Origin of the sequence: Streptomyces sp. SP18BB07 (genome assembly GCF_036322545.1) — a bacterium.
Lineage (GTDB): Bacteria > Actinomycetota > Actinomycetes > Streptomycetales > Streptomycetaceae > Streptomyces > Streptomyces deccanensis.
Genome location: NZ_JAQYWT010000356.1, coordinates 30179 through 44300 on the forward strand (window position 1 = coordinate 30179; position 14122 = coordinate 44300).

The 14122-nt window shown below is 70.2% G+C and carries 10 protein-coding genes and 1 tRNA gene; 10 read left to right on the forward strand and 1 reads right to left on the reverse strand.

The genetic code is table 11. From position 1 onward, the window contains the following. Positions 1-19: 19 nt before the first annotated feature. A tRNA-Arg gene (locus PUR53_RS37120) sits at positions 20-91 on the reverse strand. 193 nt (positions 92-284) lie between these two features. On the opposite strand from PUR53_RS37120, the gene PUR53_RS37125 reads away from it, so the two are divergent. The 10 genes from PUR53_RS37125 (at position 285) to rpmE (ending at position 14081) form a co-directional block, all read left to right on the forward strand. Continuing rightward, positions 285-806, forward strand: a complete 522-nt coding sequence (locus PUR53_RS37125) for a response regulator (protein ID WP_443080411.1) — start codon at positions 285-287, stop codon at positions 804-806. A gap of 157 nt (positions 807-963) precedes the next feature. Next, on the forward strand, positions 964-2235 hold the full coding sequence (gene nrtL, locus PUR53_RS37130; protein WP_329911271.1) for an ArgS-related anticodon-binding protein NrtL: 1272 nt from the start codon (positions 964-966) through the stop codon (positions 2233-2235). A 251-nt stretch (positions 2236-2486) separates the two neighbouring features. Beyond that, the gene (lysA, locus tag PUR53_RS37135; protein ID WP_329898389.1) at positions 2487-3878 is read left to right on the forward strand and encodes a diaminopimelate decarboxylase; all 1392 of its coding nucleotides are present in this window, start codon (positions 2487-2489) and stop codon (positions 3876-3878) included. Between the two features lie 227 nt (positions 3879-4105). Further along, positions 4106-5398, forward strand: coding sequence for a homoserine dehydrogenase (locus PUR53_RS37140; protein WP_329898390.1), 1293 nt, complete (start codon positions 4106-4108; stop codon positions 5396-5398). A gap of 6 nt (positions 5399-5404) precedes the next feature. Further along, on the forward strand, positions 5405-6463 hold the full coding sequence (gene thrC / locus PUR53_RS37145) for a threonine synthase (RefSeq protein WP_329911273.1): 1059 nt from the start codon (positions 5405-5407) through the stop codon (positions 6461-6463). Positions 6464-6798: 335 nt separating this feature from the next. After that, complete coding sequence (gene thrB, locus PUR53_RS37150; protein ID WP_329911275.1) at positions 6799-7752, forward strand: homoserine kinase; 954 nt, start codon at positions 6799-6801, stop codon at positions 7750-7752. Between the two features lie 407 nt (positions 7753-8159). Next, the gene (gene rho / locus PUR53_RS37155; protein ID WP_329898393.1) at positions 8160-10202 is read left to right on the forward strand and encodes a transcription termination factor Rho; all 2043 of its coding nucleotides are present in this window, start codon (positions 8160-8162) and stop codon (positions 10200-10202) included. Between the two features lie 208 nt (positions 10203-10410). Beyond that, positions 10411-12117: a trypsin-like serine protease gene (locus PUR53_RS37160; protein WP_329898479.1), complete on the forward strand. Its 1707-nt coding sequence runs from the start codon at positions 10411-10413 to the stop codon at positions 12115-12117. A 222-nt stretch (positions 12118-12339) separates the two neighbouring features. Further along, complete coding sequence (locus PUR53_RS37165) at positions 12340-13497, forward strand: LCP family protein (RefSeq protein ID WP_329898394.1); 1158 nt, start codon at positions 12340-12342, stop codon at positions 13495-13497. A 362-nt stretch (positions 13498-13859) separates the two neighbouring features. After that, positions 13860-14081, forward strand: a complete 222-nt coding sequence (gene rpmE / locus PUR53_RS37170; RefSeq protein ID WP_028804216.1) for a 50S ribosomal protein L31 — start codon at positions 13860-13862, stop codon at positions 14079-14081. The last annotated feature ends 41 nt before the right edge of the window (positions 14082-14122 follow it).

The following is a 14122-nucleotide window of genomic DNA, read 5'->3' on the forward strand; positions in this document are numbered from 1 at the left end:
TTGGGCACCTCATGAAGGGTGCCCCCGGCAGGATTCGAACCTGCGCACACGGCTCCGGAGGCCGTTGCTCTATCCCCTGAGCTACGGGGGCGTGTCGGGCGCCTTGTTCGGCGGCGACGGGTAGAACCCTACCAGCTCTCCGAGGGAGATCATGAACGGGTTTTGCGGGGGTGGGAGCGGGGTTGAGCAGCCGGAGGCACCCGCAGGGGGTGGAAGTCGGGAAAACCCGGACGCGGCGGTGGGCGCGGACCTACTCTCGAGTTGTGCCAGGCGCGTCCGGCCGGGTGCTTGTTGTGGACGACAACAAGGTCATCCGGCAGCTGATCAGGGTCAACCTCGAGCTGGAGGGTTTCGAGGTGGTGACCGCGGCCGATGGTGTCGAGTGCCTGGACGTCGTTCATCAGGTGCGGCCCGACCTCATCACCCTCGACGTCGCGATGCCTCGGCTCGACGGTCTCCGTACCGCCGCCCAGCTCCGCGGGGACCCGCGCACACGGCGTCTTCCGCTCGCCATCGTCAGTGCCTGTACCCAGTACGAGGTCGAGGCCGGGCTCGATGTCGGCGTCGACGCGTTTCTCGCCAAGCCCTTCGAGCCGAGCGAACTCGTTGCTCTGGTACGGCAGTTGGTCGAGGGATCGCGTTTGGGGAGCGGGGAGACCTCGCCTGACGGGATCGGTGGCGACAGCATCGGCGTCGACAGTCCAATCGCCACCGCCGCCCATGGCACTGCCGCCTCCGCCGGTGCCCCGGCCGGCGGGAGTGACCACCCCGAGCACGCGGAACGCACCGGCCGACCCGCAAGTTGACCTTCGAGAGTTCGGGGATGAGAGGGCGAGTGGTTCGGCGATCTCTCGGCATCCGGGCCCGGCGGCCTGCCGTCGTTTCCCCACCGCCCGTCCACATCGCGGACCCCGAGGTAAACCGGCTCGCATACCCACCCCCCTCCTCCCATACGCTTGTCCCGTGACCCCCGTCGAGCTCTCCCGCACCGTGCTGCGCGCGGTGCGTCGTGCTGTGGACGAGGGGGAGCTGAGCGTGGCCGTGCCCGCACGCGCCGTCGTCACCCCGCCCGGGCCCGGCGGACGCGGGGACTACGCGACGAACATCGCCCTACAGCTGGCCCGGCCCGCCGGTCGGCCCCCGCTGCAGGTCGCCGAGATACTGCGCCCCCACCTCAGCCGCACCGAGGGCGTCGCCGCCGTCGAGATCACCGGCCCCGGCTTCCTCAACATCCACCTCGACCGGGCCGCCGTCACCGCCCTGGTCCGCCGGATCCAGCGCGATCACGGCACCCCACCCGGCCAAGGCCCCACCCCGCTCCCTTACGGCCACAGCGACACCCTCGCCGGGCACGTCGTTCGGCTGCGGATCCCGTACGACATTCGCGCCGAGGTCGTCGCGGACGCGCTCGTACGGATCGTCGGCAGTCAGGGCGGTCGAGTCGAGGTCCATCACGCCCGGCTCAATGTCGCCGCACAGGCACAGGCACAGGCAGAGGCACAGGCACAGGCAGAGGCACAGCCAGAGGCAGAGGCAGAGGCCGAAGCAGAAGAGCAGGTCGACGGCGGCACCTCCCTCCACGGTCCTGGAGGTGACCCCAGTCGGCCCGGCCCGGTCACCGACCCGGAACCCGCCCCCGCCCCCATCGACCTCCGCCCCGTCCCCGCCCCCGAGGACCCCACCCCCCTCGGCCCCGACGCCCTCCGCTGGGCCCTGCTGCACCCGGCCGCCCACGATCGGCCCCGGATCACGGCGGACCTCCTCGTGCAGCGGGCGGCCAACCCCCTCTTCCGGGTGCGTTACGCCCACGCCCGAGCCCGCGCGCTCACCCGTAACGCCGCGGCCCTCGGTTTCACCGGCACCCCGGGCGACCTCGACACCCCCGACGCCCTGTCCACCTCTCGCCCGGCCGTCGCCGTCACCACCCCCGACGCCACGCCCGCGCCCCCCACCGCCGTCGCCACCCCCGACGTGACCACCCCCCTCGTCAGCGCCCTCACCGAGTACCCCTCCACCCTCGCCCGAGCGGCCACGCACCACGCTCCCGATCGTCTCGCCCGGCACCTGGTCGTCCTCGCCGACGCCCTGCTCGCCTTCCAGCACACGGTGCTGCCGCGCGGCGACGAGAAACCCTCGGCCGCCCACCGGGCCCGGCTGGCCCTTGCCGAAGCCGCCGGGACGGTGCTGGCCGGCGGCCTGTCCCTGCTCGGCATCGACGCCCCCGAATACCTCTGATACCTCTGAGCAACCTCGCGGAGCCCAGCCCACAGAGCGGAGATCAGGAAGCAGGAAGCAGGAAGCAGGAAGCAGGGAGCTGCAAGCCAGAGCAGCAAGGCAGGCATGGAGCAGACAGCCGGCAACACATAGCCGAAGCTCAGCCGAAGCCCCGCCCTCGCCCCGCCTCTGCCCCCGCCCCCACTCTCTCTCCCCCCCCCCGCCAAAGCCCCCCGCCCCCGCCCAGAGAGCACACAGAAAGTCGTACAGACATGAGCCGTTCCGCACACCCCGCCGGGCCCCGTCACGCCGACGTGCTGCCCGAGGGGCACTACTCCGCCCCGCCCGCCGACCTGAACACACTCGACCCGAAGGTGTGGGCGCAGACCGTCACCCGTGGCGCCGACGGAGTCGTCAGCGTCGGTGGGATCGATGTGAAGGCGCTCGCGGAGGAGTTCGGCACGCCCGCGTACTTCGTCGACGAGGCCGACTTCCGCGCGCGGGCGCGCGCCTGGCGTACCGCGTTCGGGCAGGACGCCGACGTGTTCTACGCGGGCAAGGCGTTCCTGTCCCGTGCCATCGTGCGCTGGTTGCACGAGGAGGGGCTCAACCTCGACGTCTGCTCCGGCGGCGAACTCGCGACCGCGCTCTCCGCCGGTATGCCCGCCGACTGCATCGCCTTCCACGGCAACAACAAGTCCGAGGACGAGATCCGTCGGGCCGTCGAGGCCGGCGTCGGGCGGATCGTGCTCGACTCGTTCCAGGAGATCGTGCGGGTCGCGCACATCGCCCAGTCCCTCGGCACGCGGCAGCGGGTGCAGATCCGCGTCACCGTCGGCGTCGAGGCCCACACCCACGAGTTCATCGCCACCGCTCACGAGGACCAGAAGTTCGGGATCCCGCTGGCCGGCGGGCAGGCCGCCGAGGCCGTACGGCGGGCGCTCAAGCTCGACGGGCTCGAACTGATCGGGATCCACAGCCACATCGGATCGCAGATCTTCGACACCTCCGGGTTCGAGGTCGCCGCCCACCGCGTCGTCGGGCTGCTCAAGGACATCCGTGACGAGCACGGCGTCGAGCTGCCCGAGATCGACCTCGGCGGCGGTCTCGGCATCGCCTACACCAGCGACGACGACCCCCGCGAGCCGCACGAGATCGCCAAGGCGCTCACCGAGATCGTCAACCGGGAGTGCGAGGCCGCGAAGCTGCGCGCGCCCCGGATCTCCGTCGAGCCCGGGCGCGCCATCGTCGGCCCGACCGCCTTCACGCTCTACGAGGTCGGCACCATCAAGCCGCTGGACGGGCTGCGGACGTACGTCTCCGTCGACGGGGGCATGTCGGACAACATCAGGACCGCGTTGTACGACGCCGAGTACAGCGTCGCGCTGGTGTCCCGCACCTCCGACGCCGAGCCCATGCTCGCGCGCGTGGTCGGCAAGCACTGCGAGAGCGGTGACATCGTGGTGAAGGACGCGTTCCTGCCGGCGGACCTGGCACCGGGTGACCTGATCGCCGTACCGGCCACCGGTGCGTACTGCCGTTCCATGGCGAGCAATTACAACCACGTCCTGCGCCCGCCGGTCGTCGCCGTCAATGATGGAGAGGCCCGGGTCATCGTCCGCCGCGAGACGGAGGATGATCTTCTCCGGCTCGACGTCGGCTGATCTGCGGACGGAATTGGCCGGCCCGCAGACGGAATCTGCTGATCCGCTGGCGACGTCGGCCGATCCTCGGACGAAGGAAAGACCCGGGCCGGAAGATCTTCGTCTTCCGGCCCGGTGAAAATGAAATAGATGTCTCACGATCCGGACCAGGGATAGAAACTCCCGTCCGGTGAGTGAGACTGGTCCCACCGTGTTCGGTATGTCGGTATGTGAGGAAACGAGGTCGGATGATGCGTACGCGTCCGCTGAAGGTGGCGCTGCTGGGCTGTGGGGTTGTCGGCTCAGAGGTGGCGCGCATCATGACGACGCACGCCGACGACCTCGCGGCCCGGATCGGGGCCCCGGTCGAGCTCGCGGGGGTGGCCGTGCGGCGGCCCTCCAGGGTCCGTGAGGGCATCGACCCCGCCCTCGTCACCACCGACGCCACCGCGCTCGTCAAACGCGGGGACATCGACGTCGTCGTCGAGGTCATCGGCGGTATCGAGCCCGCCCGCTCCCTCATCACCACCGCGTTCGAGTACGGCGCCTCCGTCGTCTCCGCCAACAAGGCCCTCCTCGCCCAGGACGGCGCCGCCCTGCACGCCGCCGCCGGGGACCACGACGCGGACCTCTACTACGAGGCCGCCGTCGCCGGTGCCATCCCGCTGATCCGGCCGCTGCGCGAGTCCCTCGCCGGCGACAAGATCAACCGGGTGATGGGCATCGTCAACGGGACGACCAACTTCATCCTCGACAAGATGGACACCACGGGGGCCGGGTACCAGGAGGCCCTCGACGAGGCCACCGCCCTCGGGTACGCGGAGGCCGACCCGACCGCCGACGTCGAGGGGTTCGACGCCGCCGCCAAGGCCGCGATCCTCGCCGGTATCGCCTTCCACTCGCGCGTACGCCTCGACGACGTGTACCGCGAGGGCATGACCGAGGTGACGGCGGCCGACTTCGCCTCCGCCAAGAACATGGGTTGCACCATCAAGCTGCTCGCCATCTGCGAGCGGGCCGCGGACGGCGGGTCCGTCACCGCGCGCGTGCATCCCGCGATGATCCCGCTGACCCACCCCCTCGCCTCCGTGCGCGGCGCCTACAACGCCGTGTTCGTGGAGTCGGACGCCGCCGGTCAGCTGATGTTCTACGGTCCCGGCGCGGGCGGTTCCCCCACCGCCTCCGCCGTGCTCGGGGACCTCGTGGCCGTGTGCCGCAACCGCCTCGCGGGGTCCACCGGACCCGGCGAGTCCGCCTATGCCGCCCTGCCGGTCTCGCCCATGGGCGAGGTCGTCACGCGCTACCACATCAGCCTCGACGTCGCCGACAAACCGGGTGTTCTCGCCCAGGTGGCGACCGTGTTCGCGGAGCACGGAGTGTCGATCGATACGGTTCGCCAGCAGGGCAAGGACGGCGAGGCCTCTCTCGTCGTCGTCACCCACCGCGCCTCCGACGCCTCCCTCACCGGGACCGTCGAGGCGCTGCGCAACCTCGACACCGTGCGGGGTGTCGCCAGCATCATGCGGGTTGAAGGAGAGTAACCAGCAATGACCCACCAGTGGCGCGGAATCATCGAGGAGTACCGGGACCGGCTGCCCGTCTCCGACAGCACGCCGGTCGTGACGCTCCGCGAGGGCGGCACGCCCCTCGTCCCCGCGCAGGTGCTCTCGGAGCGCACGGGCTGCGAGGTCCACCTCAAGGTGGAGGGCGCGAACCCCACCGGGTCCTTCAAGGACCGCGGTATGACCATGGCCATCACCCGGGCGAAGGAAGAAGGCGCGAAGGCCGTCATCTGTGCCTCCACGGGCAACACCTCTGCCTCCGCGGCCGCCTACGCCGTCCGCGCGGGCATGGTCTCGGCCGTGCTCGTCCCCCAGGGCAAGATCGCGCTGGGCAAGATGGGCCAGGCCCTGGTGCACGGCGCGAAGATCCTCCAGGTCGACGGCAACTTCGACGACTGCCTCACCCTCGCGCGTGAACTGAGCGACAACTACCCGGTGGCGCTGGTCAATTCGGTGAACCCGGTGCGCATCGAGGGCCAGAAGACCGCCGCGTTCGAGATCGTGGACATGCTCGGCGACGCGCCCGACATCCACGTCCTGCCGGTGGGCAACGCGGGCAACATCACGGCGTACTGGAAGGGCTACAAGGAGTACGCCGCCGACGGCATCGCCGCGAAGACGCCCCGCATGTGGGGCTTCCAGGCCTCCGGCTCCGCGCCGATCGTGCGCGGCGAGGTCGTCAAGGACCCGTCGACGATCGCCACCGCGATCCGCATCGGCAACCCCGCGTCCTGGAGTTACGCCCTGGCCGCGCGGGACGAGTCGGGCGGCTTCATCGACGAGGTGACGGACCGTGAGATCCTGCGCGCCTACCGGCTGTTGGCCGCTCAGGAGGGTGTCTTCGTGGAGCCCGCCTCCGCCGCCTCCGTGGCCGGTCTGCTGAAGGCCGCCGAGGCCGGCAAGGTCGATCCGGGCCAGACCATCGTCTGCACGGTCACCGGCAACGGCCTCAAGGACCCGGACTGGGCCGTCGCGGGCGCCCCGCAGCCCGTCACGGTCCCGGTGGACGCGGCGACGGCGGCCGAGCGCCTCGGTCTCGCGTAACCACACCCCCGGGCGCTCGCGTATCCTCTCGCCCAGCCGTTCGAAAAGACCTGAGAGCCGCGCGTAGACGTGGATTCTCGGGGGATAACCCTGACAGGACCCGACAGGGGGTGCACAGGGGGCTTACGACACGCATCGTGCGCCTCCTGTGCGCCCTATGTCGCCACAGAACCTTCCTTCGATAGGCTGTGGTGAACCCGCCCGCTGCATATGCCCCGCAAGGGCGCGGCGCCGTGCCGTCCTCGGCGGCCGCCGGGTTTCAGGTACCTGTCGAACGTCAATCGAATGTCATTCGACAATCGTCAATCTCGCAGCTCAAGGAGAGTCATCGAGCGATGGCCGGTCCAGCGTTCCGCGCCGCCGCCGTACGGGTGCGCGTCCCCGCCACCAGCGCCAATCTCGGTCCGGGCTTCGATGCCCTCGGCCTGTCGCTGGGGCTCTACGACGACGTGGTCGTCCGGGTGGCCGACTCCGGCCTGCACGTCGACATCGCGGGGGAGGGCAGCGAGACGCTCCCGCGCGACGAGCGGCATCTGCTCGTCCGCTCCCTGCGCACCGCCTTCGACCTGCTGGGCGGACAGCCCCGGGGCCTGGAGATCGTCTGCGCCAACCGCATCCCGCACGGCCGCGGCCTCGGCTCATCCTCCGCCGCCATCTGCGCCGGCATCGTCGCCGCCCGCGCCGTGACCATAGGCGGCGACAACCGGCTCGACGACGCCGCGCTGCTCGAACTGGCCACGGAGATCGAGGGCCACCCCGACAACGTCGCGGCCTGTCTCCTCGGTGGTTTCACCCTCTCCTGGATGGAGGGCGGCGCCGCGCGGGCGATCAGGATGGACCCCGCGGATTCCATCGTTCCGGTGGTTTTCGTCCCCGGGAAAGCGGTTCTGACGGAGACGGCGCGCGGACTGCTCCCGCGCAACGTCCCGCACGTCGACGCGGCCACCAACGCGGGCCGGGCGGCCCTCCTCGTGGAAGCCCTGACCAGGCGTCCCGAGCTGCTGCTGCCCGCCACCGAGGACCGGCTGCACCAGGAGTACCGGGCGCCCGCCATGCCGGAGAGCGCGGCCCTGGTCGAGCGACTGCGGGCCGACGGCGTCCCGGCGGTCATCTCCGGCGCCGGACCCACGGTCCTGGCCCTGGCCGACGAGGCCAGTGCCGACAAGGTGGCCGATCTCGCGGGTACGGGATGGGCCGCCAACCGGCTGGACCTCGACGCCCGAGGGGCGTGTGTCCTGCCGCTCACCACCACCGTCGCCGAACCCGGCGCCGACAGCGGCGACGAGTAGGCGTTCGGTTGCCGGATTTCGAGAGGGGGAATGTTTGTTGGATCCGGTAGTGTTAACCTCAAGTCTGCACCTGCCCCAGCCATGGCGAGGTGCTTATCGTCCCCGTCCGGGACAACCATTCTTCCGGGAGTCTCCCAAGCCGCACTGTGCTTCGTACGTCAAGCTGTACGCCGTACGCAGGCACTGAGCGGTCTGCCGAGCAGGCTCCGGAACCGGCGCATCGCCGAGCCGCGTGACACAGACACTCAGTGCCACGGCCCGGAAAGCGCCGAATCACCAGAAATTCCCCTCCGCCGCCTTTGGCGGACCACCGCCCCGGCACGGTCCACACGAACAGGACCGAAGCCGGACAGCACAAACGGTCGCCGAGCCAGAAGGCCGACGTCCGCTCCAGGGAAGGACCCTTCGTGAGCGACACCACCGATCTGATGGGCGCACGTGTCGAGGACACCGCTGCCGCGCCCGCCACGGACGCCGCGCCTGCCAGCGGTGCCGGCTCCCGGCGGCGCCGTGGCACCGGCCTCGAGGGCATGGTGCTGGCCGAGCTGCAGCAGGTCGCATCCGGCCTCGGCATCAGGGGCACCGCGCGGATGCGCAAGAGCCAGCTGATCGAGGTCATCAAGGAGGCGCAGGCGGGAGGGGGTGCCCCGGCGAAGGCCGAGGCCGCCACCGAGACCAAGCCGAAGCGCCGCGCCACCTCGAAGGCGCGTACGGGCGACGACGCCGCCCCGGCCGAGAAGGCCACCGCAGAGAAGGCCACCGCCAAGAAGACCGCGGCGCCCGCCGAGAAGGCCGAGAAGGCCGTGGCCCAGCAGCAGATCGAGATCCCCGGCCAGCCGGCCGGTGGCGACGAGGCGCCCACCGAGCGCCGTCGGCGCCGGGCCACCGCCGACGCGGGCAGCCCCGAGACGGTCGCCGCCGAGGCGAAGAGCGAGCCGCAGGCCGAGACCCCGGCCGCGCAGGCCGAGACCAAGGCCGACGCCGGTGACCAGGGCGGCGAGGGCCGTCAGGGCCGCCGTGAGCGTGGCCGTGACCGGGGCGAGCGTGGGGACCGCGGTGAGCGCGGCGACCGCGGCCGCCGCGGCAAGGGCGACGAGCAGCAGGGCGGCGGCCAGCCGCAGCGCGACCGCGGCCAGCAGCAGGGCCAGCAGCAGAGCGGCGGCCGTCAGGACCGTCAGCGTGACAACGGCCCGCAGGACGACGACGACTTCGACGGCGGACGCCGTGGCCGTCGCGGCCGCTACCGGGACCGTCGCGGCCGTCGCGGCCGTGACGAGATCGGCGCCCCCGAGCCGCAGCTCGCCGACGACGACGTCCTGATCCCCGTCGCGGGCATCCTGGACATCCTCGACAACTACGCGTTCATCCGCACCTCGGGCTACCTGCCCGGTCCGAACGACGTGTACGTCTCCCTCGCCCAGGTCCGCAAGAACGGCCTGCGCAAGGGCGACCACGTCACCGGTGCCGTGCGTCAGCCCAAGGACGGCGAGCGCCGCGAGAAGTTCAACGCGCTCGTCCGCCTCGACTCCACCAACGGCATGGCGCCCGAACACGGCCGTGGCCGCCCGGAGTTCAACAAGCTGACGCCGCTGTACCCGCAGGACCGGCTCCGCCTGGAGACCGACCCGGGCGTGCTCACCACCCGCATCATCGACCTCGTCGCGCCGATCGGTAAGGGCCAGCGCGGTCTGATCGTGGCCCCGCCGAAGACCGGCAAGACCATGATCATGCAGGCGATCGCCAACGCGATCACGCACAACAACCCCGAGTGCCACCTGATGGTCGTCCTCGTCGACGAGCGTCCGGAAGAGGTCACCGACATGCAGCGGTCGGTGAAGGGCGAGGTCATCTCCTCGACCTTCGACCGCCCGGCCGAGGACCACACGACGGTCGCCGAGCTCGCCATCGAGCGTGCGAAGCGCCTCGTCGAGCTGGGCCACGACGTGGTCGTCCTGCTGGACTCCATCACGCGTCTGGGCCGTGCCTACAACCTGGCGGCGCCGGCCTCCGGCCGCATCCTGTCCGGTGGTGTCGACTCGACCGCCCTGTACCCGCCGAAGCGCTTCTTCGGTGCGGCCCGGAACATCGAGGACGGCGGCTCGCTGACCATCCTCGCCACCGCCCTGGTGGACACCGGGTCCCGCATGGACGAGGTGATCTTCGAGGAGTTCAAGGGCACGGGCAACGCCGAGCTGAAGCTCGACCGGAAGCTCGCCGACAAGCGCATCTTCCCGGCGGTGGACGTGGACGCGTCCGGTACCCGTAAGGAAGAGATCCTGCTCGGCAGCGACGAGCTCGCCATCACCTGGAAGCTGCGCCGGGTGCTGCACGCGCTCGACTCCCAGCAGGCGATCGAACTGCTCCTCGACAAGATGAAGCAGACGAAGTCGAACGGCGAGTTCCTGCTGCAGATCCAGAAGACGACGCCGATGCCCGGTAACGGCGACTAGGTCTCGTACCTCTGAAAGTGCTGGGGCCACCCTCTTTGTGAGGGTGGCCCCAGTTTTCTGTAGGGGACACGTGTACGATCACGGTCTTCTACGATCAGCTTCTTCACGTTCTGATCAAGCATGCTCAACCATTGCACTCCCAGGGGGGAATTGAGTGGCTAGACCTTTGTCCGGAGCCATAGCCGCCGCGATAGCCGGGACGCTGCTGATGTCGTCCGCGGGCGCGGCCGGCGCCGACACCACCTCGACACCGGACGAGGCGGATGTACGGATCGCCAAGGCGATGGCGGCGGACGACACCGCTGCCATGACGCGGGAGCCGTCGTCCACCGCGAGCGCGGACACCGGCAGCGACAGCGGCCTGAACCCGTCGGCCCAGATCATCGGCGGCTCGCAGACGAGCATCGCCTCGGCGCCCTGGATGGCGCAGCTCTGGTACTACGACGAGACGCAGGACCTCGGATTCTTCTGCGGCGGCACGGTCGTCTCGCCGACGAAGATCCTCACCGCCGCGCACTGCGTCGACAAGAACCACTACAACTGGGTCAAGTACGGCGAGGTCGTCACCGGCACCGACCAGCTGCCCACCGCCGTCTACAACGACGACGGCAGCTTCGACCACCTCGACTACCACGGTGGCACCCCCAGCACGGTGTCGCGCCAGTGGAACCACTCCTCGTGGGACGAGGAGGCGATCGACAACGACGTCGCGGTTCTCACGCTGTCCAGTCCCGTCAAGGCCACGCCGCTCAAGATGACGACGTCCGGTGACACGGCCTCGTACACGGCGGGCACCAGCGCCAAGGCCTACGGCTGGGGCCGTACCAGCTCCAAGACCCAGGACATCTCGCAGACGCTGAAGACGGCCACGCTGCCGATCGTCAGCGACACGACGTGCGGGAACACCTGGAGCCCCTACTTCATCAAGGGGCACATGGTCTGCGCGGGCAAGCCCGCCGGCGGCACCGACGCCACGACCACCGCCACCTGCAACGGTGACTCCGGTGGCCCGCTCGTCGTCAACAACAAGCTCGTCGGCGTCGTCTCGTGGGGCGTCGAGGACTGCGTGTACAAGGGCGCCTACCCGGTCTTCGCCAAGGTCAGCACCTACGTCGGCGCGATCCAGCCGCGGGTCGACGACGCCGCCATCACCCGGGACGGCAAGGCCGACGTCTTCCTGCGCAACAAGGAGACCGGCACGGGCTACGTCCGCGCCTCCACGGGCTCCACGCTCGGCGACCGCGCGGCCCTGACCGCCGAGGGCAGCTGGAAGGGCTACAACCTGGTCCAGCAGACCGACCTGAACCGGGACGGCTACCAGGACTACGTCCTGCGCCGCTCCTCCGACGGCGACGTCTTCTGGCGGCGGCGGTCCGCCTCGTCCAGCACCTGGACGACCACGCAGATCTTCGACAACTGGGCCACCCGCACCCGGATCCTCACCCCCGGTGACGTCACCGGGGACGCCCTGCCCGACCTGCTCTCGGTCGACTCGGCGGGCGCCCTGTGGATCTACCCGGGCAAGGGGAACGGGACGTTCTCGACCCGCGTCAAGGTCGGCACGGGCTGGAACACCTACAACGCGGTGCTCGGTCACGGCGACTTCACCGGCGACGGCAAGGCCGACCTGATCGCGCGCACCAAGACCGGCTCGGACGTCTACCTCTACAAGGGCACCGGCAAGTCGGGCACGGGCGCGTTCGCCACCCGGATCAAGGTCCGCTCGGACTGGAGCGCGTACAACACGCTCATCACTCCCGGTGATGTGAGCGGCGACGGCAAGGCGGACCTGCTGGCCCGTACGCCGGCCGGCACGCTGTACCTCTACAAGGGCACCGGCAAGGCCACGAGCGAGATCTTCAGCACACGCGTCTCGGTCGGAACCAGCTACGCCCAGTACGACCTGCTCGGCTGAAACACCAGGTGAACCCGGTCCCGCCGGGCTCATCCGTCACACACGGTGCCCATCGCGTTTTACGCGATGGGCACCGTTCGTTGTGCAACCCTTTCCCGGCATATCCCGTCTGACCGGGCGGAGCGGCCATGGGGCGCCGAGAAGAGCGCATGGCCGCATCCGACCCGACAGGCCTGGGCCTGAGCGCAGGGGGTAACCGACCGGAGAGAGAACGAGGAGCAGATGTCCGCCGAGAGCACGCCGGACGCCGGCATACCGGGGAAGACGGGCACCACGGGCCCGCGTCATCGCGGCGCCAAGGGGCGCCGCCGCAAGCCTCGCGACAAGCCCCGCGACGGCCACAGCAGAGCGGCGCTCGCCGTCGTCTGGACCGCCGCGGGTGTCCTGGTGCTCGGCGGAACCGGAATCGGCTACCTCTACTTCAGGCTCAACGACAACCTCAAGAGCGTCGACATCAACCAGGCCCTCGGCACCGACCGGCCCCTCGACGTCGACAACGGCTCGCAGGACATCCTGGTCCTCGGCTCCGACACCCGCTCGGGCAGCAACAAGAAGCTCGGCGGTGGTGTCGACGACGGGAGCGCCCGCTCGGACACGGCGATGGTCGTGCACGTCTACGAGGGCCACAAGCGGGCCAGTGTGGTCTCCATCCCCCGGGACACCCTCGTCGAGCGGCCCGAGTGCACCGACGCGAAGGGCAAGACGCACCCGGCGGCCTCGTACGCGATGTTCAACTCGGCGTACTCCACGGGGGGTGCCGCATGTGCGGTGAAGACCGTGGAGTCCATGACCGGGATCCGGATGGACCACTACATCGAGGTCGACTTCGCGGGCTTCGAGAAGCTGATCAACGTCCTCGGTGGGGTGCCCATCACCACGACGAAGGACATCAAGGACCCCGACAGCCATCTGGACCTGAAGGCCGGGGAGCACACGCTCACGGGCAAGCAGGCGCTCGGGCTCGTCCGGACGCGGCACGGGGTGGGGGACGGGTCCGACCTCGGGCGCATCCAGCTCCAGCAGGCGTTCATCAAGGCGCTGATCGAGCAGGTCGAGTCGGTCGGGATCTTCAGCAACCCCAAGAAGATCTACGATCTCGCCGAGTCCGCGACCGACGCCGTCACCACGGACTCCGAGCTGGACACGGTCAAGAACCTCGCCTCCTTCGCGAACGGCCTCAAGGGCATCGGCTCCAAGAACATGACCATGGTCACGATGCCGGTGCAGTACGACCCCGCCGACCCGAACCGTGTGCTGGTGGACGAGGCCAAGTCCCGGCAGGTCTGGGCGGCGCTCAAGGCCGACAAGCCGATCCCGAAGTCGGCGACGAAGGGCACGGCGACGGGGGCCGCCGGGGGCGTTGTGGCCGCCGGCACCTAAAGGGGCGCGGGGAACTGCGCGACCAGCCCCGCACGGCCGGCAGCCGCCCATGGCGATCATGAGGCACCCCATGGTGCGTGCTGGACCAGGGAGGCGCTTACCGGCGCTGACAGGGCGCCGCCTGCGCCCACCCGTGCCGCCCCAGCGGCACGACTGCCCGCAGCTGGATGGGGCGAGGCAGCGGCGGGCCGCCCGGGCTGCGTAGGTTCAGCGGCAGCGACGCGGCGGCTGTGGGAATACCTGTGCGCACCCCCTGGTTTTGGGAGATGGCGCCAGTCCTGGCAGACTGGTACGTCGGCTCCGGTTCACGCTCTCGCAGCCCGCGGCAGCGACCCGGCGCCCTCCCGAAACTAGGAGACACCTTGAAGCGCGACATCCACCCCGAGTACGTCGAGACGCAGGTCAGCTGCACCTGTGGCGCGTCGTTCACCACCCGTAGCACGATCGAGAGCGGCACCATCCGTGCCGAGGTCTGCTCCGAGTGCCACCCGTTCTACACGGGCAAGCAGAAGATCCTCGACACCGGTGGCCGCGTGGCCCGCTTCGAGGCCCGCTTCGGCAAGGCTGCCGCTGCCAAGAAGTAGCGAGCCCCCAGCGCCGGTCCGCGGCGCCCCCATCGGGGGCG